Annotated in this window: 18 protein-coding genes; 12 read left to right on the top strand and 6 right to left on the bottom strand. The window is 41.3% G+C overall.

The window, feature by feature from the left end; translation table 11 throughout:
• Positions 1–7 precede the first annotated feature (7 nt).
• The 3 genes from BST86_RS03400 to BST86_RS03410 all read right to left on the bottom strand — a co-directional run bounded on the left by BST86_RS03400 (position 8) and on the right by BST86_RS03410 (position 6,298).
• Positions 8–2,209, bottom strand: a complete 2,202-nt coding sequence (locus BST86_RS03400; protein ID WP_105982031.1) for an alginate lyase family protein — start codon at positions 2,207–2,209, stop codon at positions 8–10.
• Positions 2,210–2,288: 79 nt separating this feature from the next.
• Positions 2,289–4,613: a polysaccharide lyase 6 family protein gene (locus BST86_RS03405; RefSeq protein ID WP_105982032.1), complete on the bottom strand. Its 2,325-nt coding sequence runs from the start codon at positions 4,611–4,613 to the stop codon at positions 2,289–2,291.
• A 122-nt stretch (positions 4,614–4,735) separates the two neighbouring features.
• The gene (locus BST86_RS03410) at positions 4,736–6,298 is read right to left on the bottom strand and encodes a protein adenylyltransferase SelO (protein WP_105982033.1); all 1,563 of its coding nucleotides are present in this window, start codon (positions 6,296–6,298) and stop codon (positions 4,736–4,738) included.
• A gap of 172 nt (positions 6,299–6,470) precedes the next feature.
• On the opposite strand from BST86_RS03410, the gene BST86_RS03415 reads away from it, so the two are divergent.
• Together BST86_RS03415 and BST86_RS03420 are read left to right on the top strand one after the other, a co-directional pair.
• The gene (locus BST86_RS03415) at positions 6,471–6,899 is read left to right on the top strand and encodes a hypothetical protein (protein WP_105982034.1); all 429 of its coding nucleotides are present in this window, start codon (positions 6,471–6,473) and stop codon (positions 6,897–6,899) included.
• Positions 6,900–6,992: 93 nt separating this feature from the next.
• The gene (locus tag BST86_RS03420; RefSeq protein WP_105982035.1) at positions 6,993–7,949 is read left to right on the top strand and encodes a YihY/virulence factor BrkB family protein; all 957 of its coding nucleotides are present in this window, start codon (positions 6,993–6,995) and stop codon (positions 7,947–7,949) included.
• A 68-nt stretch (positions 7,950–8,017) separates the two neighbouring features.
• On the opposite strand, the gene nhaD is transcribed toward BST86_RS03420, so the two are convergent.
• From nhaD to gltB, 3 genes are all read right to left on the bottom strand, one after another.
• On the bottom strand, positions 8,018–9,313 hold the full coding sequence (gene nhaD, locus BST86_RS03425; protein WP_105982036.1) for a sodium:proton antiporter NhaD: 1,296 nt from the start codon (positions 9,311–9,313) through the stop codon (positions 8,018–8,020).
• Between the two features lie 102 nt (positions 9,314–9,415).
• Positions 9,416–10,882, bottom strand: coding sequence for a glutamate synthase subunit beta (locus BST86_RS03430; RefSeq protein ID WP_055412465.1), 1,467 nt, complete (start codon positions 10,880–10,882; stop codon positions 9,416–9,418).
• A gap of 9 nt (positions 10,883–10,891) precedes the next feature.
• Positions 10,892–15,394 (bottom strand): glutamate synthase large subunit, encoded by a 4,503-nt coding sequence (gltB, locus tag BST86_RS03435; protein ID WP_105982037.1) that lies wholly within the window; start codon positions 15,392–15,394, stop codon positions 10,892–10,894.
• A gap of 344 nt (positions 15,395–15,738) precedes the next feature.
• On the opposite strand from gltB, the gene BST86_RS03440 reads away from it, so the two are divergent.
• The 10 genes from BST86_RS03440 to BST86_RS03485 all read left to right on the top strand — a co-directional run bounded on the left by BST86_RS03440 (position 15,739) and on the right by BST86_RS03485 (position 26,715).
• Positions 15,739–16,512: a TrkA C-terminal domain-containing protein gene (locus BST86_RS03440; RefSeq protein ID WP_105982038.1), complete on the top strand. Its 774-nt coding sequence runs from the start codon at positions 15,739–15,741 to the stop codon at positions 16,510–16,512.
• 480 nt (positions 16,513–16,992) lie between these two features.
• Positions 16,993–17,973, top strand: coding sequence for an outer membrane beta-barrel protein (locus BST86_RS03445; RefSeq protein WP_105982039.1), 981 nt, complete (start codon positions 16,993–16,995; stop codon positions 17,971–17,973).
• Between the two features lie 15 nt (positions 17,974–17,988).
• The gene (locus BST86_RS03450) at positions 17,989–18,327 is read left to right on the top strand and encodes a P-II family nitrogen regulator (protein WP_055412469.1); all 339 of its coding nucleotides are present in this window, start codon (positions 17,989–17,991) and stop codon (positions 18,325–18,327) included.
• Between the two features lie 41 nt (positions 18,328–18,368).
• Positions 18,369–19,634, top strand: coding sequence for an ammonium transporter (locus BST86_RS03455; protein ID WP_105982040.1), 1,266 nt, complete (start codon positions 18,369–18,371; stop codon positions 19,632–19,634).
• 165 nt (positions 19,635–19,799) lie between these two features.
• Positions 19,800–20,918, top strand: a complete 1,119-nt coding sequence (locus BST86_RS03460) for a DUF2891 domain-containing protein (RefSeq protein WP_105982041.1) — start codon at positions 19,800–19,802, stop codon at positions 20,916–20,918.
• The gene (locus tag BST86_RS03465) at positions 20,915–22,108 is read left to right on the top strand and encodes an Nramp family divalent metal transporter (protein ID WP_105982042.1); all 1,194 of its coding nucleotides are present in this window, start codon (positions 20,915–20,917) and stop codon (positions 22,106–22,108) included. Before BST86_RS03460 ends, BST86_RS03465 begins: the two co-directional genes overlap by 4 nt.
• Entirely contained in the window at positions 22,105–22,851 is a 747-nt protein-coding gene (locus BST86_RS03470) for a LamB/YcsF family protein (protein WP_105982043.1), read from the top strand. The genes BST86_RS03465 and BST86_RS03470 overlap by 4 nt, the downstream gene beginning before the upstream one ends.
• The gene (locus BST86_RS03475; RefSeq protein WP_105982044.1) at positions 22,832–23,542 is read left to right on the top strand and encodes a 5-oxoprolinase subunit B family protein; all 711 of its coding nucleotides are present in this window, start codon (positions 22,832–22,834) and stop codon (positions 23,540–23,542) included. Before BST86_RS03470 ends, BST86_RS03475 begins: the two co-directional genes overlap by 20 nt.
• The gene (locus tag BST86_RS03480; RefSeq protein ID WP_105982045.1) at positions 23,535–24,392 is read left to right on the top strand and encodes a 5-oxoprolinase subunit C family protein; all 858 of its coding nucleotides are present in this window, start codon (positions 23,535–23,537) and stop codon (positions 24,390–24,392) included. Before BST86_RS03475 ends, BST86_RS03480 begins: the two co-directional genes overlap by 8 nt.
• A gap of 106 nt (positions 24,393–24,498) precedes the next feature.
• Complete coding sequence (locus tag BST86_RS03485; protein WP_105982046.1) at positions 24,499–26,715, top strand: tetratricopeptide repeat-containing hybrid sensor histidine kinase/response regulator; 2,217 nt, start codon at positions 24,499–24,501, stop codon at positions 26,713–26,715.
• Positions 26,716–26,735 lie beyond the last annotated feature (20 nt).

Raw genomic sequence — 26,735 nt, forward strand, 5'->3', positions numbered from 1 at the left:
CTGTTTATTAATTGATTTGACCGTACCAATAGGGTCCGGTCCATTTATAATTTTTGTTATTGATTGTCATATCGTGATCGGTGTCCTTTTCGTGATCTCTCAATGTCACGATGAGCATTTGCATGATACCTTTTTTAGTGGTTAACACCAAACCAATATAATCCTCATTGCTGGACACGATCTCTAAGTTACTTAAACTACCATAAGCACCACTGCTCAATTCTGATACGGGATCATAACTGCCGTGAGCTTCAATCGCCATGGCAAAAACGGCTTCTTTGGTAGTTGATTTACGCTGTATAACACCTGGCTGTGTTTTTAGATTGTTGAAAGGATCGTTTGCTCCCAAATCCACAAATATCAACTGGTCTCCTTGACTTGTAGCCATGGTCGCCGTATAAAAACGTTTATAGGCATCCAGCCAGTTCAATGTGGTATTGTCGGAATTTGCCGTCGCAACACCACTTTTCCATAGATGTTGATATCCGTTTTGAGTGCCTAATGGTTTTAGCTCATTGCCTTTCTTTACTTTCTGATTGACTTGCAAAATCTGGCCTTGATAGTATAAGGGTAAATCATATTGATGGGACTCGTTGGAATTGATTTTTAAAATATCAACAACTACATCGTGGTCCACGCCAGGCACCTGCAGCATCGCTATCGTGCGATTCATGGAGGTTCCAGGATAGGCATTTTGTTCTGTGGCTTGAACTATTTTCGCTTTCGCGAAAGCGAAATCATAAAACTCCAATTGCGAGTGATGTGCTGCGCCGGTTTCATAATCACCATCAAAATGGGACTTCTCATCCTGTACCAACGTATTGTGAGCAACGGTTTGTTTTGCCCAGGTCTTGTTTTCCTTGAGATAGCCACCACCATTTTTTTGTTCTACGTTCACAAAACGAGCCAGTCCATAATCTGGAATTACTTCATGACCATCCTGATATAGCGAGTAGGAAAGCTTGTCGTAATGACCGTGACTTAGTCCTTGGCCAGTGAATTTAAACAGCAGTTCAAGATCCTGTCTATCGCTGCGTATGACTGCTAGGCCACCTTCATCGCCTTGAGAACCATCACGCAACATTAAGGACCTTTTCTCAAATGGCTTTACGTTCCCATTTGCAGCTGCCTGTGCCACGGCAAGTCCTGTTTGATCCAGCTGCACCTGGCCTTGTTTTATGGCTAGATCTACTAAAGAAGGATTTCTGGAACCGTAGTAATACGCAATATTTACAGCGCTTACCAACTCGCGGGAATAGTAGGACATCCCTTTTTGACCATCGTTGATGGGAAAGAAATCACCGTCAGAATCTGTGAGTTGGAGTAAGGCATCTACCGCTTTAAGCAACACACTGTCTTTGTATTCAAAAATCTTGAGATCTGGTCGTTTGTTTTGCAGGCCTTGGGCAAATACTAAAAATGGATACATGGCATAGCGTTGATAATATGGACCTTCTGTATAATAACCGTCAGGTGAAAAAGGCTCTTCCAGATTTGCCAAAAAACCAGCTTTTTGATCTGCCGTGCGAATAAAGCCGCCATCATTATCTTTTTGCCCTATGGTAGTGCTATCGATTTCCATACCGTACAAAGCTCTATCAATCAATTCTTGATTATCCATAGCTAACCCTATCATGCCTACAGCTACATTGCCCCAAGTGCTATGATTGTGAATGCGATTGAAAAATTGTGGCGTTTCCAGCGAAAGAAAATCTGCCATGGGAACAAAAAGATGTTTTTCCAATATGCTTATTTCTTGCGGAGTCAAATATGAATGGATAGCATCATATGCTTGACTCATGTAGACCAACCAATTAGCATCATTGAGGCATTGCCAGAATAGTTTCCCTCTAGCATAGGATCTAGGTTCAGGATGTAGGGGCAGGTCTTTATAGATTTTGGCATATTCCAGCAGCATATCTCTTACATAGATCGCGTACGGTTCTTCTTGAGTAATTTGATACAACACCGCTGCTTTTTGAGCATTCAAATAATTGTTCTTGTGGCGTGTATGCGTATAGCCACCAGCCATATCCTTGGGAATAGGTACTTCTATGCTATCTTTAATTACATCGCTGATTTCTTTAATGTTCGCTTTTACCGTTGCATCCCATAGTGGATATTTATCCATGCTATTTTGAAGGCCTTCTAACGCGTCATGAGCAATCATCAAGGATGGATACTTATCGTTGTAAGCAGCGTCCGCCATTATCACGGACGTTTTCTCATCACAAGAAGTGCAGATGATATGAATAATTAAAAAAAGTAGAATGGATTTCTGCACAGATTTAATTTTCTTGAAGGCCTATGATAGATCCGTTTTTTCCGGTGGTTCTCAATGGAGAAGTATCAGGAAGTTGATAGTTTGCATTTAATTGCGGATCGATACTCGTATTGTTTTTTAGAACGAAGCGTTGATCACCTGTGATTACCGGTGTTGGTGTTTGATAAAAATTATTGTTGGTGATATTAACAATAGGATCTCCAACCACCAAATGTGTTGCAATAGATGCACTTTGAATCCATAAGTTGGAATGAATATCCTGAACCTGAACACCATGTAAACTAATACTGCCGTTAGACTTATTGCGCTTACCATAGCCCACATGATTAAGAACATTATTATTCATTTCCAGAAATGGACCAAAGGTGCTTTCATCGTTTCCACCTCTATAGAGAGTTGCGATGCTGCCTTCAACATCCTTAAAAATGTTGTTTTTAATAATAATATATTCACCATTATATATTCCAGCGTCATCTGTTTCTTTATCCATCGCCATGATATGACCGGTAACCTTTTCAAAGCGAGAGTTGGTAATACTAACAGAATCTGCAAAAGTATTTTTGGCGACTCTCAATACATCAAAGCTGTGATTGATGTCCAAGTCCATAAAATCACAGTTCTCAATAAAGAGCTTGTAGTTGTTATTCATTGAATATTTACTGGTGGAGATTACTGCATTGCCAGAGTTATCTGAAGTTTCTGCACCGCTTATCTTAAGGTTATTCAATTCTAGAGAACCGCCATTGTTGATCTCAAAAAGAGCTGTTTGTTGGTAGGTGATTAATGGCTTTTCTGATAAATTGGAAGTAAAAGTGAGCGCATGATTTACTGGGATTTTTTTGCTCAACTCATAAGGTCCTTCATCCACAAGTTCGATAATATCTCCAGTTTCACTAGCCATCGCAGCATCGTATAAGCTGTTGAGCGCATTGGAAACTTGATGTGTTTTCCCTACTTTGAATGCATTTTCTTTGGAGCTTTTAGGATACCAGCTTACTCCAGTTTCTTCTTTTGTAGGAACGCCATACTTGAAATTTATGTCCAATTCATCTGTGGTAGGAATCAACCATCCGCGATCATTTTTTGCGAATTCTATTTTTTGACTCACTAAACCTGTTTCTACTATAGGAATAACATTAGGACTAATAATATTATTTTTAAAAGTGATCCCGGAAATATCATCCCAAACCGTGAACAGTGAATCAACCTTTGTATTGTAAAAAATATTGTGGGTCATTTTGCTATCTACTGGTGGTGCGGTACGCTCCTCATCGCTACCAGCACCCAACTGCACGTGATCAGAATCGATTAGTAGATTTTTAGTGATGTTGGCATTTACAACTTGACCGTATCTATTGATGGGTGCATTATAGATACCGTTCATCACCACTAGCGCACCTCTAAAGCGGTATCCTTTCAAACCACTCATATAATTGTGACGCACCGTCTGGTCGCCATTGATGACTCTAATACCGCCAGTACTGGGTTTGTTGTTCCCAAGAAATACATTATTTTCAACCAAAGTACCATTACCATGACGCATGGTTAGTGTGCCTTGACATTCATCAAAGACATTGTTTTTATAAGTATTGCTACCTGATTTATTGGAAACGATTTCAAGTTCACCTGAGCAGTGGTCAAAATAGTTATGAGAAACGACGCTATTGCTACTGGTTAAACTGTAATGACTTGTACCTATGCGCATGCTTTCGCCACCGTTAGAGCCCAATGTTTGTCGTTTACCAAAATAATTGTGATCGATCTGGTGGTTGTTTTCCTGACTCTCTTCAGAGTTAAGACGCACGACCAGCGTGACGCCTTTATTTTTCTTATTCGCAAAATGGGAATGGTCCACGCGGTTATTTTTTCCATACAATACGACCCAGTTGTCAGGCTCCTGACGTTCTGGATTGCTAAAGTTGTCAATCACGCACTGCGTTACACGAGAATTGTAGGCCAGATTCTCACCATTTTCCCTAAAACTAATTACCTCGCCAGTTTCTGTAAATCCGTTTTTGAAGACTAAACCTCGCACTTCTAGAAACTCTCCAGCAATCCTCAAATTGGACGAGCCTGTGAAGATGACTTTACCCATAGTTTCTGCTACGAGTTTTATGGGCTTATCAGCAGTTCCATAGGCTTTGAAAAGTAATTCCGTATTGTTCCATTCACCATTAGCAAGTATAATGGAATCGCCAGGCTTGACGATAGACAGCCTTTTTTCAAATTCTTCCATAGTATACACCACTGGTGAATCTGTAACAGATTCGCAGGATGGAAAACAAAGGATTAGAAATAGAATAAGGCTAGGAGCAAAGTAGGATCTCATAAATTTTGGTCATGACAAACTGGTTAACCAATCTGCAAAACCAAATGTATGCATTAATCATGGTAATAAAAAATGGTCTTCATTACTTTTAAAATTTCTATGAAAAGAACTGTTGCAGTCTGCTAACTACTGCAACTCAATTGCGATGATCCTGGTTTGTTTCTTGCCCAATCGGGTCGTTTCACATACCAGTGATCCATTGAAGGCTGGTCGTCATATGGGTTTTTGAGCATCTCATGAACTTCTTTCAACATTTTGTAATTCCCAGCTTCGGCTTGATCGATGACCATTTGCGCGATGTAGTTGCGCAGCACATACTTGGGATTCGTTTGCTGCATTTGTTTTGTTCTCGCTTTCGCGAAAGCGGACTCTTTTTCAAGACGTTTTACATACAAAGTCAACCATTCCATCCAACGGTTTTGGATAGGTGCAGGCATATCCTCAACGTCGTAATAGCTTTTGGAAATGGTTTGCCACGCGTCTTCAGCGTTTGTGGTATGATTTACTGTGATGAGTTCTCTATAGAAAAGGGTCATGTCAGTCTCGTATGCCACGAGCAGTTCCAGTAAATCCTCAAAAAGGCTCTCATCTTGTGGCTCATAGGTTTGCAAACCAAGTTTTGCCTGCATCATTTGCCTGCGTTGAATGGGATATGACACTTTATAGGAATCCAGCACACGCTCCAGCGCTTTTGCATCTTCAATAAGCGGAAATAAAGCATTAGCCAACTGCCATAGATTCCATAAACCGATTTCTGGCTGTGCGCCATATCGATACCGTTTATGCTGATTGTCTGTAGTGTTGGGCGTCCAGTTGGGATCATAATCATCCAGCCAGCCGTATGGTCCATAATCAATCGTCAATCCCAGAATGGATAGATTGTCCGTATTCATTACTCCATGCACAAAACCTGCGCGTTGCCAGTGCATGATGGTGGTCAATGTGGATGTAGCAACTTCCTGAAAAAATGTGATGTATTTATCGGGATCGTTAGCATCAATATGAGGGAAATGTTGACGGATCGTATAATCCACCAGCTGCTGCAGTTCTTTGATCTCACCATTTGCAGCAAAAATCTGAAAATTTCCAAAACGTATAAATGATGGAGCCACACGACAGACTACAGCACCTTTCTCATAGGCGGCATTGCCATCATAAAACATGTCTCTATATACCTGCTCGCCGGTAACGGCAAGAGAAAGAGATCTCGTGGTAGGAATACCTAGATGGTGCATGGCCTCGCTACACAAATGCTCACGTATGCTGGATCTAAGAACGGCATAACCATCACCACGCCTGGAATAAGGTGTAGGTCCAGCGCCTTTGAGCTGCAATTGCCATATTTTTTGGTCGTTTTCTATCTCGCCTATGTTGATGGCTCTACCGTCACCCAATTGTCCAGCCCAATTCCCAAATTGATGACCACCATAATTCATGGCAAAGGACTTGTCATGGTAGTCGCCTTTACCAACCACCAAATCCTCAAACTTTTCGGTTTCCAGATCATTGTTATTGAAACCTAATTTTTGGGATAATTCTTTACTCACATGAATCAATTCAGCATTTTTGAATTGCTGGCAATCGACAAGGCTATAGTGCGATTGGGAAACTTTTCTAGGTTCTAAAACTCTAGACGGGTCTGCAGTGAGTTCGTTTGAAAAGGATGATGGCTGTAATGACTTCATAAAAGAACTTCTTTTTCCATTAAAGGTTTAAAGTCTAAAATTTAGCACACTTAAACCTTCACATTTGTTAATTAATTATATATTTGTGCGCCCTAAAATTTGAAATTGTATTGTTGAAATCTGTGCCGTAAGGCCATGGTTTCAAGTGATATTATTTCGCACAAATTGCCCTATGAAAACACCACAGTCAGGTCTAAAGATAGCAAACGAACGCCACACTGATTCTGCTAGTATTTACTTCATTGACAATATTGCTATTGTAGAAATTATGCAGCATACGATTTTGGGAAAAACGGTGATGTCGCCCATTTTGGATGCTATTGAAGACCAATACAAAGACCTAAGCAACATTCATTATGTCTCCAATCGTACGGAAGCTTACTCTTTGAAACCCGTTGAGCTCAAAGAATTGAAACCGCGCATTGATCTATTCAAAAGTTACTCTGTAATTCTTTATGGACAGAGCGGTAAAACAAATCTTGATTTTGAACGCATGTTTCTCAATAAGCCTATTATCAAATATCAAAACCTAGAAGAAGCCATTCTTGCTGCAAAAATAAAGGACGGCATCAAGCCTGAATTATTTCGTGACCAAGAGTAGCACGCGAGTTAGACAACTAGCAAACGACCTTCTATCGTTAATATTGATTCAATTGTGGTGGTCAATCTTTAGGTTTTCATTTTCTTAGCCCACATGAAGACCGAGACCGTTTCAAAAGAAAAATTCTCCTTTAAGCATTTGCCTAAATTGCTTTGGGAAAGTGCCAAACAATGGAATCAAGATGATGTGTGGCAACTTTCTGCCAGTATTGCTTATTATGCCATTCTTTCCTTGCCGGGATTGCTTATCATATTGATCAGTCTGGTTGGTTTGATCTGGGATCAAGATATAGCTACCGGTAGATTGACCAGTGACCTTTCTGCACTTATAGGTTGGGATGCTGCCGAGTATATCAACGAGATGCTCAAGGCAACGGAAAAAGATAATGGACTGGTCGCGTCACTTGTTGGTCTAGCGACCTTACTTTTTGGTGCCACAGGTCTTTTTTATCAATTGCAAATGTCACTCAACAAGATCTGGAGACTTAAGATCAATCCCAAAACGCCATGGTGGAAGATCTTGACAGACCGTGCCAAAAGTTTTGGATTCATACTCGTCGTGGGATTCCTTATTTTGATAAGCTTCATACTTTCTGCGATGATAGGAGTGCTGCAGGATGTGATCCAAGATAACTTTGCAGATTACCTCTTGTATGTCGCTTACATACTTAACTTTTTTATTGCGCTGGGTATCATTTCTGTACTCTTTGGGTTGATGTTTAGATACCTGCCAGATGCCAATGTCAAGTGGAAGATGATCTGGCCTGGAGCCATTATCACAGGTTTGCTTTTTGAGTTGGGTAAATTCATGTTAGAATTGTATTTCACCAATTCTTCACCAGCTAGTGTATATGGAGCCGCAGGTATTATTGTTCTACTATTGCTTTGGGTTTCCTATAGTGCGCTTATACTTTTCTTTGGCGCAGAGTTTGTCAAAATCTACGCACAGCGCTACGATCAGGGCATTTTTCCGAACAGCAAAGCCCTAAAATATCGCGAGGAAGTGGTCGAGATCGAGGTTCATCAGCCCAAAAATTCTGAGACGACTTAGATCGATGTAGATCTTGAATGTTGTTGGGAGTTCGCTTTCGCGAAAGCGAAACCTCTTCCAGCTTCTCTCTAATTCAAAAGCATAAAAGCAAGGATACCAGCAATATAACCAACCAAAGCCAATAAGCTGATATTCTTGAGATACCACATAAAATCGATCTTGAGAATTCCCATAATCGCCACGCCAGCCGCAGACCCTATGATCAAAATACTGCCACCGGTACCGGCACAATAGGCAAGAAGTTCCCAGAAGGTGTTGTCCACAGGATAGGTCTCTAGAGAATACATTCCCATGGCTGCCGCAACTAATGGGACGTTGTCGACAATGGAGGACAGCACACCTATAGATGCGTTCACCGCAAAAATATTGTTGAAATTCTCATCCAGAACCGTAGCCAGATCTACCAGATGTCCAGCAGACTGTAAACTGCCTACCGCGATCAAAATCCCTAGGAAAAACAGGATGCTAGGCGTATCGATTCTGCGCAAGACGCCAGCAATGGTTAAAGAATGTTTGTGTTTTGCTGCTTTGGATTTATGAATAAGCTCCGTTAGAATCCACACAATCCCTAAACCGAATAATATTCCCAAAAACGGTGGAAGTCCTGTTAGACTTTTAAAAACGGGAACAAATAAGAGAACACCTATTCCAACGAAGAAAACCACTTTCTTTTCATAATTGGTCACTGGCACGACCTCATGGGAGGTTTTGTGAGCAGATTCAATGTTCCCTTTAAATCTAAAGGACATGATCAATAATGGAACCAGTAAACAAACCAGACTAGGTATAAAGATTTGGGTTATGATGTTAGAAGCTGTTACTTGACCACCTATCCATAACATGATCGTGGTGACATCACCAATAGGTGACCAGGCGCCACCAGCATTAGCGGCGATGATGAGTATTCCAGCAAACATCCAAAGATCTTTTTTGTCTTTGATCATTTTGCGCAGTAAGGCGGCCATGACAATGGCTGTTGTCAAATTGTCCAATGCTGCCGAAAGGAAAAATGTGAGTATTCCCAATATCCACAATAGCTTCACCCTGTGCGTGGTTGTGATTCTATCTGTGATAATGGAGAAACCTTCATGAGCATCGATGATCTCTACAATAGTCATCGCACCCATCAGGAAGAAGAGTATTTCACCTATTTCTCCCAGATGCTCTTTTAGTTGCTCATCGATCCAGCTGGTAGATTCTGAAGCTTCTATTTGAGGAATTAGGGAATCTGACCCATAAACGAAAAGCACCCAACAAAGGGTGCCTGTAAGCAGTGCAATGGCGGCTTTATCAATTTTAAGGGAATGCTCCATGGCAATTCCCAAATAGCCTAAAACAAAAACGATAATAATTGCGATGTACATCGAAACCTGTTGAATTAAGAATCAAATATGCATCAAATTTAAATACGTGTGATCGCCGTTATAAAAATTCTAAGAGATCAAAACTTACGTTTTTGGTCTCGTCTAAACCCGTGGTAAGTCGTTGTCATCTTTAAGCGGTAAGCTAGAACTTCCCATCAAATACTTATCTACGTGATGTGCCGCCTGACGGCCTTCAGAGATGGCCCATACAATCAATGATTGACCTCTACGCATATCTCCAGCGGTAAATATCCCAGGAACATTAGTCGCATAATCTTTGACGGTAGCCTTGATGTTGGTTCTAAAATCCATCTCTAGACCAAATTGATCTGCCAGTGTTTTTTCTGAGCCTGTGAAACCTAAAGCCAATAAAGCAAGATCACAATCCCATAGTTTTTCGGTTCCTGGCAATTCTTTCAATTCAGGTCGTTCACCATCTTTGAAAATCCATTCGACCTCAACCGTTTTTAATCCCGTAAGCTCTCCATCCTTGTTACCTATAAATTCTTTTGTAGAAACACTAAAAACACGTTCTACACCTTCTTTATGAGAAGATGAAGTGCGCAGGCGCATGGGCCAATAGGGCCACGGTTGGTTTGCAGGACGACCTTCAGTAGGCTTGTCTAGAATTTCAAAGTTGGTCACGCTTTTAGCACCATGGCGGTTACTGGTACCTATACAATCAGATCCTGTATCACCACCACCTATAACGATGACATTTTTACCTGTCGCTTGAATGATGCCTTCAAAGTCGCACAAGTTGTCCACATATTGATTATTAGCTTTTAAGAAGTCCATAGCCTGTACCACACCTTTAAGGTGGCTACCGGGAATGGGAATATTTCTTCTTACTGTGGCCCCACCACAAAGAACGATGGAGTCGTAATCTGCTTTTAAAGTTTCTACACTAACGTTGTCACCAACATGCGCATTGACTTTAAATTTGATGCCTTCATCCTTCATCACCGCAATACGTCTGTCGATCACGTGCTTTTCCATTTTAAAATCTGGAATACCGTACCTCAATAGACCACCTACTTTAGCATCACGCTCATAAACGGTGACATCATGACCAGCACGATTTAATTGCTGTGCAGCAGCAAGTCCTGCAGGACCAGAACCTATGACAGCCACTTTTTTGTCGGTTCTGTTTTTTGGTGGATGGGCTTCAATCCAACCTTCCTTAAAGGCTGTTTCAACAATATTTTTCTCAATATTTTCAATACTTACAGGGTCTTCATTGATACCTAATACGCAAGCTTCCTCACAAGGTGCAGGGCAAAGTCGTCCCGTAAATTCTGGAAAATTGTTTGTGGAATGTAATATGCGCGATGCCTCTTTCCATTTACCCTTATATACGGCATCGTTAAAATCTGGAATGAGGTTTCCTAAGGGGCAACCACTATGGCAAAATGGTATCCCACAATCCATACAGCGAGCTCCTTGGCTCTTTAATTTTTCTTCTTCAAGTGGTATTTTAAATTCCTTATAATTTTTGACACGCTCATCCGGTTGCACCGCTGGCTCATCAATACGTTCGTACTCTAAAAATCCTGTGATCTTTCCCATGTTCTCCTTCTACGTAGTTATTAAATTTTCTTCTTCCAACCTTAGCAAGGCTTGTCGATATTCTTCTGGCAATACTTTAAGGAAATGTGGTAGTTCCTGCTTCCAGTTTTCAAGTAATCGTTGAGCTAGCGGACTGAATGTAGCATTGTAATGCTGTTCTATCAAGTCCCTTAACTTATTGATATCTTCAGCATCAGTTACTGGATCGATATTTAATCCTTCGGCATTCACTTGACGCTCAAAGGTTTTCTCCTTGTCGTATATGAAAGCAATACCGCCGCTCATTCCTGCTCCAAAGTTTCTATCTACAGGTCCCAAAACAACGGCGACTCCACCAGTCATGTATTCACAACCATGATCACCTATTCCTTCTACAACCGCTGTAGCACCTGAATTACGTACACAGAATCGCTCGCCGGCCTTACCATTGATGTAGGCTTCACCAGCTGTCGCGCCATATAATGCCACATTTCCAATAATGACATTTTCTTCTGGCTTGATGGTGGCTTCCTCATGTACCTTCACAATCAGTTTTGCACCTGACAATCCTTTACCTATATAATCATTTGTGTTTCCAGTAACTGATAAGGTAAGGCCATGCGTCGCAAATGCTCCAAAACTTTGTCCTGCAGATCCTGAAAAATTGATTTTCAAGGTGTTTTCTGGTAATCCTTGAGAGCCGTAGATCTTAGAGATCTCGTTGCTAAGGATTGCTCCAACTGCACGGTCTTCGTTCGTTATCTTAAAATCTAAAATGGTTTTCTCTTTTCTAAACAATGCTGGGTGCGCTTTACTTATGATTTCTAAATCCAACGCATCCTCCATCTGGTGATCTTGCTTTTCTGTATTGTAAAGTTTGGTTCCAGCTGGAACATCAATTTTGTGTAGAATAGGCGAGAGGTCAATACCTCGAGTTTTATAAAAATCTATGGCTTTGTTTCGATCTAGTTTTCCTACCTGACCCACCATTTCATCTACTGTTCTAAATCCTAGTTGCGCCATGATCTCACGCAATTCCTGTGCGATGAAATACATGTAGTTCACCACGTGCTCTGGTTTTCCTTTGAATTTTTTACGCAATTCTGGATTCTGTGTGGCGATACCAACAGGACAAGTATTTAAGTGACAAACACGCATCATGATACAGCCCGAAGCTACCAGCGGTGCGGTAGCAAACCCAAACTCTTCGGCGCCCAGTAAACAAGCGACAGCAACATCACGTCCAGTTTTCATTTGACCATCGCATTCTACAACGATGCGGTTGCGTAAGTCGTTCATGACTAGGGTCTGTTGAGCTTCAGCTAGTCCTAGTTCCCAAGGCAGACCACAGTGTTTGAGTGACGTAAGCGGCGATGCACCGGTACCACCATCAAAACCAGAGATCAAAACCACATCGGCCTTAGCTTTTGCCACACCAGCTGCAACAGTTCCTACACCAACCTCGCTTACCAACTTCACATTAATACGAGCTTCACGGTTAGCCGATTTCAAATCGTAAATCAATTGCGATAAATCTTCAATCGAGTAAATATCGTGGTGTGGTGGTGGAGATATCAAGCCAACGTATGGTGTTGAATTCCTAGTTTTGGCAATTTGTGGATTTACTTTAGGTCCAGGCAACTGGCCACCTTCTCCAGGTTTTGCACCTTGCGCCATTTTGATTTGAATCTCTGAGGCATTGGTCAAGTAGTTAGAGGTTACTCCAAATCTACCAGAAGCCACTTGCTTGATCGCACTGTTTTTCCAGTCACCAGTAGCATCTTTATAGAAGCGTGATTCATCTTCACCACCTTCACCGCTATTACTTTTACCACCTATACGGTTCATGGCTACGGCTAGATTTTCATGAGCCTCTGCACTAATAGATCCATAAGACATTGCGCCTGTTTTGAATCGCTTTACAATATTGGTCCAAGGCTCTACTTCTTCTAATGGTATGGGATCATAATTTGTAAATTCAAAAAGACCACGTATCGTCATCAACCGTCTGGATTGGTCATTGATAATTTCAGAATATTCCTTGTAGGTAGTTGCCTTGTTCGTACGAACGGCTTCCTGCAGTTTAGCTACAGACAATGGATTGAACATGTGGTGCTCGCCATTGCGTCTCCAGCGATACTCGCCGCCCATTTCAAGGTCTAGGCTGCCATCGATTTCTTGACGCTCATAAGCTTGTTTATAGCGTTTGTTGATCTCCTTTTCCAGCTGGTGCAGTCCTACACCTTGAATTCTAGTGGTCGTTTTAGGGAAATAAGCATTCACAACTTCAGTGTTAATACCTATACATTCAAACAATTGCGCACCACGATAAGAATTAAGTGTGGAAATCCCAATCTTGTTCATCACCTTCAAGATTCCTTTACCAACGGCTTTATTGTAATTTTCTATCGCCTCAAGAGGTGTGATGGAAGTGTCATTTAGTTCCTCAAGCTGCTCTTCAATAATTTCATTGACCATATAAGGATTGACAGCGCTGGCACCGTAGCCAAACAATAGAGCAAAATGGTGTACTTCTCGAGGTTCTGCAGATTCGATGATGATGCTGATCTTTGACCTAAGACCCAATCGTTGTAATCCACTGTTAATATGGGAACAAGCAAGTAAAGCAGGAATAGGCGCAAGTTCTTTGCTCGTATTACGGTCTGATAAAATGATAATGTTGTATCCTTTTTTCGCTTTCGCGGAAGCGGTCTGCAACATCTCTTCAAGAGCATCTTCTAATCCATTGTGGCCACGCTTGATGTCGTACAACATTGGGATCTCTGTGATCTTGATATCTGGATTTTGGTAACTTTTTATTTTGTCCAGATCCTGCTTAGAAATTACGGGATTCTGGATCTTTAATTTTTTACAGTGTGCATCGCTAACTTCAAAAATATTGGCGTCCTTACCTAGAGTCAAACTTATATCTGTAATGAGTTGCTCTCTAATACCATCCAATGGCGGATTTGTCACCTGTGCGAACAGCTGCTTGAAATAATTATAGATGAGTTGTGATCGCTGTGAAAGCACGGCAATTGGTGTGTCGCTTCCCATGGAACCGATGGGCTCCTTGCTGTTTTTGGCCATAGGCAATATGATGGTGTCCACATCTTCCTGTGTGTAACCAAAAACTACTTTGCGTTTTTCTAAGGTCTCCTCATTAAGAAAAACCGGGCAATCGTTATAAGGTATATCCTTTAAATGAACGAGGTTCTCATTGAGCCATTTGCGGTACGGATGTTTAGCTGCTACGGCATTTTTGATTTCGTCATCGTTGACGATGCGACCTTCTTTCATGTTTACCAAGAACATTTTCCCAGGTTCCAATCTACCGTGAAACTGTAGGTTGCTAGGCTCGATTTCTACCACGCCAGTTTCTGAGGACATTATCACATAACCATCTTTAGTCACGCTATATCTAGATGGGCGTAAACCATTTCTATCAAGTACGGCGCCTATGTAAGTCCCATCAGTAAATGGAATGGAGGCTGGACCATCCCAAGGCTCCATCAAACAAGAATTGAATTCATAGAATGCTCGTTTCTCATCTGGCATATATGGGTTTTTCTCCCAAGCTTCTGGAACCAGCATCATCATTACTTCAGGAAGTGATCTACCGGTCATGAGTAATAATTCTACTACCATGTCCATGGATGCGCTATCTGATTTACCAGGCAACACGATAGGCAGAATTTCTTTTATATCATCGCCAAAGGCTTTGCTCTCCATCAACTCCTGTCTGGAAAACATTCTGGAGACATTACCTCTTAACGTGTTGATCTCACCATTGTGACACATATATCTAAAAGGCTGTGCCAGATCCCATGTAGGGAATGTATTGGTAGAAAAACGCTGGTGTACTAAGGCTAATCTAGTTACAAACGATGGATCGTTCAGGTCCTTGTAATAGCCTTTGATGTCACCTGGCATCAACAAACCTTTGTAGATTATAATTTTAGTAGAAAGGCTGGGCAGATAAAACTTACCGCTTTCTGAAATTTTAGAGGAATAGATCTCGTGTTCTGCTTTTTTACGAGCGATAAAGAGCTTTCTGGTAAATTCAAAATCAGATTGTTTATCGTCTGATTTCCTTATGAAAATCTGCTTGATAAACGGTTCTGTAGTCGTTGCGATTTTACCTAAATGATTGGCATCCACAGGAACGTCACGCCATCCTAAGATATTGAGACCCATTATATTCAAATGGTTTTCTAGCGTGTTCAAACAGTATTGACGCTGGTTCGACTTTTTGGGCAAAAAGACATTGCTCACGGCATAATTACCGGCCTTGGGCAATTTGAAATCCACATTTTTTAGAAAAAACTCGTGGGGTATATCTATCAAAATACCTGCACCATCACCGGTGCGACCATCTGCACTCACGGCACCGCGATGTTCTAGTTTTTCTAGAATTTGTAATGCCTTGTGAATAATATCGTTAGACTTTTCTCCTTTAAGACTACAAATAAACCCAGCACCACAATTGTCGTGCTCGTATTCTGGATAATATAAACCTTGTTGCTTCAACATAAACCTTGCTTTTGAGTATCTAAAACTCTTAAATATATCCTAATATAAAGTAAGCCTAACGATTTAAAAAATGGAAGGAACACTTTTGCCAGATCAGGAAAATGCTGCTTATCAGATTATTAAATAAGGATTAATCGACTGCCAAACTTGTCATATTCCTATTTGAAAAGACAGCTTCTTCAAGCTAGATCTGTTAAAGCTAAAATGGTGATTGCAGGTAGGATGGATGGATTTGTTTCGCTTTCGCGAAAGCGAACTTTATATCACACTTTATCAATACCTAACTAAACTATAACATCGTGATCTGATAAATATGGATAGATTTGTATCAAGATTCTTTTCCGATGATTGCTGCGATTTCACTATTTCTTATTGTTACTTTATCTGCTCTCATTACCAAGATTGCGTCCATTGCTCTGGTCCATACAGGGCTATCTGCAGAAAGTGCCAAGTTCCAAGCCAGGTCTGCCTATACCGGTGCTGGATTAAGTACAAAGGAAACAGAACTGATTATGAATCATCCTGTAAGACGTAAGATTGTTTATAATCTGATGCTTATAGGTAACGCGGGTATTGTTACGGTAATGTCCTCTTTGATTTTAACCTTTGTGCTACCCGAAACTACGGCCTCCAGGTTATACGGTTTACTTATTATCGTGGTAGGATTGACGGGCTTATGGTTTGCCATACGCAGCAAATGGGTAGATCGCGGATTGTCCAAAATGATAAGTTCCATGCTGCGACGTTATACAGACCTGCAAGTTCAGGATTTTGAAGCCGTGCTGCATCTTAAGAATGATTATAAGATTAGCGAGGCAAATGTGGATAGTGATGGGTGGATGTGTAACCGCACGCTCCAAGAGTTGAATTTGCGTGAGGAAGGAATCACTATCCTGGGCGTATACCGTAAAGGTGACAATTATTACGGATCACCTTCAGGTCCATTCAAATTGCAGGCTGATGATGTAGTCACTATATATGGTAAGGCAGATGGCATCAAGAGTCTCTACCAACGTAAAAAGGATTTTTACGCGCATCTAGAGCACGAGCGCGCGGTGGCCAGAGAAGAGGAGCGTCGCCAGGCCGAAATCGCAATGGCAGAAACGGAAGAGGAATAAGTTACTTTTTCCATCTTAGCCCAATCAGCTAGAATCAACAACTTTTTTATCTAATTGACTATAGAGAATAGCGGTCAACTGCTCAATTCTTTAAAGTCGATAGTTCTATAATATAAGGAGATAGTTTTTCCATTTCGCTTCCTCCCAAGAACTTTTTCATGATGATTTCATACTGATGGTATGAAAGTTTTTTTCATAACAAAATGCTCATTTGTAGCTTACCTGACGTTTTCTCCTACTTTTTAACATGTTATCAAGATGATTTGCATGTTTTTTTCTGGGTTTTAGCCAAAATTCCTACTAAAATTCAAACGTGAAATTATTGTTAACATAAAAACACAACCTTTTAAATGAGTACCCTATAATTTTTAGGGTCTTAATTACGATAACGATAAAAATGATGTATTTGACCCCTAAAATATTGGGGTTAATTGGTTTAAAATATAGTTTTAGCCCCATAACAACCAAATCATTTTTATTATGAAAAAATTACTACTCTTCGTATTTGTGTTATCAACTTTCAGTGTTTTTGCACAAGATGAAACTGAAGAAACCAAGAAATTCACTTTTGAAGGTAGCGTTGATGCCTATTACCGTACGCAACTTAATGCGAGTGATGACACACCGCAAGGCGTAGCATCTTTTGCAGGACAAACGGGTTTTGCGGTAGGTATGGCAAATATTATTGCTGGCTATGAAAGTTCTAATGGTAAAGTAGGAGCGGTGGCAGATTTAGTTTTTGGACCTAGAGCAGATGAAGCTACTACCTTACCTAATGTAAATCAGCTATACGCATATTGGAATGTTTCAGAATCTACAACGCTTACGTTGGGTAGATTCAATACTTTTTTAGGATACGAGGTAATCTCACCGGTAGGAAACTTTAATTACAGTACTTCTTATCTGTTTGCGAGTGGACCATTTTCCCATGTAGGTGTAAAGGCAGACTTTGCGCTTTCTGAAGATTTTAGCGCAATGATCTTGGTTATGAATCCGACAGATGTCAATGATAACTTGACTGGAGATTATGCACTAGGCGGTCAATTGGGTTACAAAGGTCAATACCTAAATCTTTACTACGACTCTGGAGTCGTTCTAGGATTTGAAATAGACTACACCGGTGGTTTTGATGTTTCAGATAGCTTTTTTCTAGGAATCAATGCTGCTTATCAAACTAATGATGACGCTGGTTTCTACGGTGCTGCACTCTACCCACAAGTTTCTTTATCAGATAGCTTTGACCTAGGATTGAGAGGTGAGTACTTCTCTTTACATGGTGGTACAGATGATCCTAGCGTGATCGACCTAACACTTACCGGTAGCTATTCCATTGAAAACTTGACTATAAAACCAGAACTACGTCTTGATACGTGGTCTAATGATGAGCCGTTCATTGATTCTGACGGGATGTTTTCAGACAACCTTTCTTCCTTCCTAATTGCGGCCATCTATAAATTTTAAATCAAACTGAATAACATGAAAAAAATCGAAGCAATTATCAGAAAGTCAAAATTTTCTGCCGTTAAGAAAGCCTTACATGAAGTTGATGTGAATTTCTTCTCCTATTGGGATGTTACCGGATTGGGAAATGAAAAGAAAGGATCTGTCTATCGTGGTGTCTCTTACAGCACTAGTGATATACAGCGCAGATATCTTTCCATTGTCGTGACTGATGAATTTGAAGAGAAAACCATCAATGCGATTATAGCATCTGCAAAAACCGGCGATGTAGGTGATGGGAAAATCTTTGTTTCCCATGTAGAGGAGAGTTATAGAATTCGTACTGGTGAAAAAGGCGCTGCTACACTCAAATAGACACAAACAGATTATAATAAAACACATTAAAGATTATAAATATGAATCAAATTCAACAAGAAAGTTTAGATGCGGCAATAGCAAGTGTCAATGGTGACTTGAGCGCCATGTGGATCATGCTGTGCGCCATCCTTGTATTTTTTATGCAGGCTGGATTTACGCTCGTAGAAGTAGGGTTTACCAGAGCCAAAAATGCAGGAAACATCATTATGAAAAACGTCATGGACCTAGCGATAGGATCTATAATGTTTCTATGTGTAGGATATGCATTTATGTACGGTGATCAGGTAGTAGCTGGAGGCTTTATGAGATTAAGTTCTGCAGAACAGGGTTACTTCTTCTTTCACGCTACAGACTGGTACAACCTGTTTTTCCAGACCGTGTTTTGTGCTACGGCAGCTACCATCGTTTCTGGAGCAGTTGCTGGTAGAACAAAGTTCTCCACTTATCTCATATTCTCAGCGATTTTAACCACTTTCATCTATCCTATATCAGGAAGCTGGTATTGGCCATTTGATGATGATGCCTGGTTAAATACGTTAGGTTTCATTGATTTTGCAGGTTCATCAGTAGTGCATGCTGTCGGTGGTGGTGCAGCATTGGTAGCGGCCAAATTGGTTGGCCCTAGAATCGGGAAATATGTAGACGGCAAGGTAAACGTCATTCCTGGACACAATATGCTTTATGGAGCATTAGGAGTATTTATCCTTTGGTTGGGATGGTTTGGATTTAACGGTGGATCGCAACTCGCATGGGGTGGTGACGATACCATTGCTGCAGGTAGCGTAATCATCAATACCAATGTTGCAGCTGCGATCGGTGCTGTTTGCGCCATGTTTTTTACTTGGGTGCGTTACGGCCGTCCAGACATTTCAATGACACTTAATGGTGGTCTTGCAGGATTGGTGGGAATTACCGCTGGCTGTGGTGCCGTCGATGCCTTCGGTGCGTTATGTATAGGTCTTATATGTGGCATCATGGTAGTGGTTTCCATAGAATTTTTGGACAAGAAGCTAAGAATAGACGATCCAGTAGGAGCGATATCAGTTCATGGAACCTGTGGTTTCCTGGGAACCGTACTTGTTGGAGTATTTGCACTGGAAGGTGGTCTTATATCTGGCGGTGGTTTCAAACTTTTGGGTATCCAGGCGTTAGGTTCAATTTCCTATATAGGGTGGGCCATGTTGACTACATTTATCATTTTGTTCATCCTTAAAAAGACCATTGGTTTGCGCGTTACAGCAAAACAAGAAGAAGATGGTCTTGATATGCATGAACATGGTATAACCGTTTATGGAGAAGAATAAACAAAAATAGCTTTTAACCAGCCATGCTTGTAAACCGCCTATGTAACCATAGGCGGTTTTTTTATTGGGTGTTTTATAAGTTCGCTTTCGCGAAAGCGTAACAACTCTCCACCACCGTATTTAAAAATCAATCTTTACATTTACGGGAATCCTTCAAACAAACTCGTGAAACAACTTCTACTCGTATTTATATTGATCCTGGCTAGCTGCCAGAAAAAAGAGAATGAGGTTCCTACTCAGGAAGCGGATAGCTCTACTAACCTTGATAGCATTCCTACACCGCAACTCACATTAGAACAGGCTAATAACCTGGCATTGCTGCCACTGCATTGTGTAGATCAGGAATATCCCAACAAAATGGGACATGTCACGGCTGCGCCAGAAGATCAAAAAAGACCAACGGTACAGCATCCGGTATTTTACGGCTGTTTTGACTGGCATAGCGCGGTGCATGGACACTGGAGTGCTGTGGCACTACTCAAACAGTTTCCAGAGTTGGATAATGCTAGCGAGCTCCTACAAAAGCTCACTTCCAACATCACTGCGGCAAACGTAGCGGTAGAAATAGATTATCTCAATAGCGAAAACAACCAAACCTTCGAACGCACCTATGGTTGGGCGTGGCTGCTTAAACTGCAACAGGAGCTAGACACCTGGAACACCGCTGAGGGAAAACAAATGGCGGCAGCACTACAACCGTTGACAGATCTCGTATCGCAGCGATATGTGGAATATCTACCTAAACTCAACTATGCTATCAGAGTAGGTGAGCACTCCATTACGGCATTTGGGATAGCCTTTGCTTGGGATTATGCGGTTCATGCAAAAAATGAAGCTCTCAAGCAAGCGATTGAATCTAAAGCTATGGAGTTCTACAGCAATGATCAAAATTGTCCCATAAGCTGGGAACCTAGTGGTTATGATTTTTTATCTCCATGTCTGGAAGAAGTGGACATTATGCGCCGCGTTCTTCCAGCCTCAGATTTTCATGAGTGGCTAGCGCAGTTTCTTCCAGGAATCGAAAACGGAAAACTAGATCTTGAACTAGGCGAGGTTAGCGATAGAACAGATGGTAAGTTGGTTCACATAGATGGGCTTAACTTAAGCAGAGCTTGGGTGCTTTATGGTCTTGCAAATCAATATGACCAATACGATAACCTTATTGAGATCGCAGATGAGCACATCACCTACACGCTGCCTAATCTTGTAGCAGACGATTACGAAGGCGGTCACTGGTTGGGAAGTTTTGCCATCTATGCCTTGCAAGAAGCAGGTAAAAATTGAAACGGATCTTCAAAAATATAGGACCTGCAACATTAGTTGCTGCTGCATTTATAGGTCCAGGAACCATCACGATTTGTACTATTACTGGTGCATCTTTTGGTTATACGCTTCTTTGGGCAATGGTGTTGTCCATGCTGGCGACCATCATACTACAAGAGATGGCAGCCAGATTGGGGCTTATTACAGGCAAAGGATTATCAGATATCGTACGCAATCAAATCTCGAGTAAGCCCATCAAAATTGGTATGATCGTATTAATGATCAGTGCGATATTTGTGGGTAATGCGGCCTATGAGGCTGGAAATATTTCTGGTGGTGTGATAGGCCTGGAAGTCCTTTCGGGTACGGCTTGGTATCAACCGCTATTAGTGGGATGCTGTGCTTTTGCGTTATTGATGGTTGGAAACTACAAAGTGCTGGAACGTGTGTTGATAGCTTTGGTTGTGCTCATGGGAATATCATTTATCGCCGTGGCGATCGCCATCAAGCCAAATTATTCAGCGGTGTTGGAAGGGCTTTTTAAACCATCGTTTCAAGAGGATCAACTGTTACTCATTTTGGGTTTGATAGGCACGACCGTTGTTCCCTATAACTTGTTCTTACACGCCTCGCTGGTAAAGGAAAAATGGAACAACCATACCGATTTGAAGTACGTTCGCTGGGACACGATTATATCCGTCATTCTTGGTGGTATGGTGTCTATGGCAATCATTATTGCTGCATCGGGATTACAGGGTCAAGACATTAATTCACCGGCAGATTTAGCCAGGTCACTTGAACCTGTCTACGGTTCATTTTCTACAACCATTTTTGCCATTGGGATCATCGCCGCCGGTATTACTAGTGCCATCACGGCACCGCTTGCCGCAGCCTATGTGGTTCAAGGTTGTTTGGGATGGAATAGGGATTTGAGAAATTGGCGTTTTAGAATGGTCTGGATGCTAGTGTTGGGAACAGGAGTTCTCTTTGCATCCATAGGGTTTAAGCCCATACAAGTAATCACTTTTGCCCAGGTTGCCAATGGACTGCTGCTTCCTATCATGGCAGTCATTTTGCTGTGGCTGGTCAACACCAATATTTTGGATACCTACAAGAACAACATTTTTTTAAATATTATGGCGCTAGCGGTAGTGCTGGTCACTTTGTTTCTAGGTGGTAAAACCATTGCAAGCGTAGCGGGAATCTTATGAAAGTCATTGACCTCAATTGCGATCTGGGCGAAGGCATGAGCAATGACGAGCTCATCATGCCGCACATTTCCTCCTGCAACATCGCTTGCGGCGGTCATGCTGGCGATGCCGATAGTATAAAATCAAGTTTGCAACTCGCGCAAAAATTTAATGTCAGAGCTGGTGCACATCCATCTTTTGAGGATCGGGAAAATTTTGGGCGATTGAAATTGGACTGGTCCAGAGCTCGCTTTCGCGAAAGCGTAACTCGTCAACTTCAACTTTTCACAACCACAGCAGCTGATTTACAAATGAAATGGCATCATATCAAGATGCATGGAGCGCTATACCACGCCACGGCTCATGAGGAATCCTTTGCTCAATGGACGGTTGAATGGCTTCAAGAGTTTTATCCTGACAAGGCTATTTATAGCTTGCCCAAATCGTTGTTGCATGAAAAATGCAAAGAAGCTGGTCAACCTTTTATTGCCGAGGTTTTTGTGGATCGTGCCTACTTGAAAAACGGTAGTTTGGTACCTAGATCACAGCAGGAAGCCGTTCACGAGACCACAGAGCAAGCGCTGCATCAATTGATATCTATGGCCCACCATAATCAGGTCACCACGCTAGATGGTGCCAATCTGTTACTAATCGCAGACACCTATTGCATTCATGGTGATAATGTCGAGCTTGTAAAGCAATTGCCGGTCCTAGTTAAACAGCTGCATCAAAATCAAATTCAAGTTGCCAAATACAAAGCTTAAATATTACCAAGTAAGCGAAAACGCTATTGAAATAGGCTGGCCTACTAGCGATGGTTCGGTGTGGTTGGAAAGACATAAGATGGCCTTAGGGTTAGAACGGTTCTATGGTGACCAAGTCGTGGTCAATGAAGGGTATTTTAGCATCTTGGTGATTTTTAAAAAACCGATTGGGCAATATCAAGAACGACTTAAAGAACTAAGCTCGATGTCGTGCAATCTCGAAAACATTCAGGGTTTTCAGGGTACTAAATGGCAAATACCCGTTTTATATGATAGAGATAGCGAGGATCTTTTGTCCATAAGCAAACACACCTTGCTCACTTTTGAAAGCATTGTAAAGATGCATGGGCAAGCTATTTATACGGTAGAATTCATCGGTTTTTTGCCTGGATTTCCATACCTATCTGGTTTGCCTGAAAAGTTACAAGTCCCGCGCAGGAAAACGCCCAACCCCAGCATCGCATCTGGCAGTGTTGCCATTGCAGCAGGACAATGCGGTGTGTATCCACAAACGTCACCTGGCGGTTGGTATGTATTGGGGAAAAGTCCGTTGGAGTTTTTTGATGTGCATAGAGAACAGCCCAATTTACTGAGTATAGGTGATGAGGTCTCGTTTTATGAAATCAACCAGCAGGAATATGATAGGATTAAGAACGGTCGGTTGAATGTAAAGGAGTTTTCTAATGAATAAGGCAACTATTGTACATCCAGGATTTTACTGCAGCATCCAGGATTTGGGTAGGTTAGACTATAGAAATGTTGGCGTGCCACAATCTGGTGCAATGGACATGCAACTCGCTAAAAAGACAAATACCATTTTAGGCAACAGCGAAGAAGCTGCGGTTCTTGAAATGATCCTCATGGGCGTGACAATCTCTTTTGAAACCAAGACCTATGTCTCAATATCTCAAAATGTTGACGGCGCCACGCTTAATGGTAAGACGATCTCTATGGATAAAGCCATTGCCGTGGAACCTGGCGATGTGCTTAAAATCGGTCACGTCACTCATGGTAATTTTGCCTATGTAGGTATTTCTGGCGGATGGAAAACCAAGCCGATCTTGGCTAGTAGGTCGATGTTTGCTGGTATCACGGCCAGTGGTAAGCTCTCAAAAGGTGATACCGTGCCTTATGAAAATTGCTTTGAGGTTGTTGAGGAAACTCGCTTTCGCGAAAGCGAACTAAATCAAAATACCCTAATCGATGTTTTTGAAGGTCCAGAATTTCACTTACTGTCTGCAACTCATCAAGATCAGTTGCTTAGTCAAACTCTTGAGGTATCTAAATCCTGGAGTCGTATGGCTTTCAAGGTTTCTACTGGTACGCCGTTTGATTTACCAGAACTTAGAACGGTACCCGTAATGCCCGGAACAGTGCAGTTGACACCAGATGGCGATCTTTTATTCCTGATGCGAGATGCACAAACAACTGGAGGCTATCCACGTGTATTACAGTTATCTAATGATGCGATTGATAAATTTTCACAACTGCGTACTGGAGTTTCTTTTAACCTGAGTTTAAGGCCTATTAACCATTCATAGAACCTTTTAGTTCATAGATATCGTTACATTCGTACTTTTATCGATGGAATTGCGTTTTGTTAACAGCAATCGGTTTTCATAGATTATAGAATTATTCATATCCCTAATGAGGTTAGTTCTTGTTTTACTAGTGTTTTTGTATAGCAGCAAGAATTTATTGGCTCAATCAGAGCCACTGGTTCCTAGATTGCCTGCACCACCATACAACTTTACTGCAAAGGAACTGGACTCTGTTCTTCAACTCACCTTCAATCTTTATTTTGAGAGCGACTATGTGGCAATTCTAGATAAAGCACCTGCACTTATTGAATATGCTGAAGAAATTGATGAGCAACGCATCAAGACTAGGTTGCGTGCAGTTTTGGGTAATTCATTTATTCAGTTAGGTGATCGTGAGAATGCAGATGCGTTGTATCAAGATGCACTAAAAGAAGCGGTGCAGCGCAAGGACACTTTCCAGCTTATCAATACCTACATCAATTTAGGGAATACCTATTTTGACGCTGATTATGACCTTACCATAGACTATTATACTAAAGCTTTAGAATTACAAAAAGGCGCAAGTACCACTGATTTGCACTATCTCATCATTCATCATAATCTCGCTGAGGTTTATGTAAAAAAGAAATTACCGGGCCAGGCCCAGCAGCATATGAATGATGTGGTTAAAGCTTTAGAGAACCCTGAAATACCAGGTTCCAAAGGTCAATTTGTCCCAACTTCCCAAAGTGTTCAAGGAAGTATTTACCTTCTACAAGGGCTTTATTATCGGTCCATAGAGAGTTCGCTAGAGGCCTTAAATAATGACAGGGATGACATTGATGAAAATTACAGGATCAATTCATACAAGAATTTGATAGAGGCCTACGAGAAAACGAAGCAATACGAAGCACTCATTGAGGTACGCAAGGTGTATGACTCTTTGATTACCCAGCGCTATGAAGACGGGAAAATCAAACAGCAGCAATTAGCCAACTCAAAATATAAAGCAGATCGATACCAGCAGGAATTACTCAAATCAGAATTTACTGCTAAATTGATGAAGCAAAAAGCAGATCAAGATAAGATCATCTTTTGGGTATTTACGGTAGTTGGAATTTTGCTTTTGGTGTTGATCGCTACACTTCTGTATTCGCGATCAAAACGAAACAAACTGCTTGCAGATTTACAAATCAAGAATGCACAGTATCTGGAAGCCAAAGAAGTTTCAGAAAAACTAGCCACCAAGAATACCAAGTTTCTTTCTACCATTAGCCACGAGTTGCGCACGCCACTTTATGGAATTATAGGCTTATCCTCTGTTTTCCTGAAAGATAAAAAGTTGAAAGAGTACGATGAAGAGTTCAACTCTCTAAAATTCTCTGCAGATTATTTACTGTCTTTGGTAAATGACATTCTCAATATCAACAAGTACGAATCAGAAAAAGGGCGCCAGTTGCAGGAAGAGCACTTCAATCTATCCTTGCTTATGAACAGTATCTTACAGTCCTTCCATTTTCTAAATGAGAAGAATAATAACGAGTTGGTGCTCAAAGTGGACCCTAAGATTCCAGAGGTGCTTTATGGTGATAAGACTAAACTCTCACAAGTGATCATGAACTTGTTGAGTAATGCCAGTAAATTCACCCAAGACGGTTCTATCATGATAAGGGTAGATCAATTGTCAAAAGATAATGATCAACTAGAATTGTTGTTTGCGGTAGAAGATACCGGGCGCGGCATTGAAGAAGAAAACCAGAAAGAGATTTTTGAAGAGTTTACACAAGTACCATCAACCATTACAGAAGGTGGAACAGGTCTAGGATTGCCTATCGTCAATAAGTTGCTCACCATACTCAATAGTAAATTGCAAATGGAAAGCACCTATGGAATAGGGACGACCTTTTCTTTTGCTTTACCTATCAAAATAGGATCTGAGCAGAAACTGGAGTCCACCATCAAGGAAAAAGACATCAAGAAGTTGGACCACAAAAAACTTTTGATTGTTGATGACAATAAGATCAACCAGCTGGTGACTCAAAAGGTTTTGGAGCAATATCACATGCAGCACGAGACGGCTAACAATGGGCAGGAAGCGGTAGATATGGTCAAAGAAAACACCTATGATTATGTCCTTATGGACATCAATATGCCTGTCATGAATGGTATTAACGCGACCATTGAGATACGTAAAATGGGCATCACGACACCGGTCATTGCCTTAACGGCAGCAGACGACTTGAATCTGGAGAGAGACGTTTTTAGCCATGGGATCGACTCCATTCTTGTAAAGCCTTATCACACAGAGCAATTACTGGCGCTTTTGATTGAGCATTTGGATTAAGATTATTTGAAAAACAAGCT

Origin of the sequence: Nonlabens agnitus, assembly GCF_002994045.1 — a bacterium.
Classification (GTDB): domain Bacteria; phylum Bacteroidota; class Bacteroidia; order Flavobacteriales; family Flavobacteriaceae; genus Nonlabens; species Nonlabens agnitus.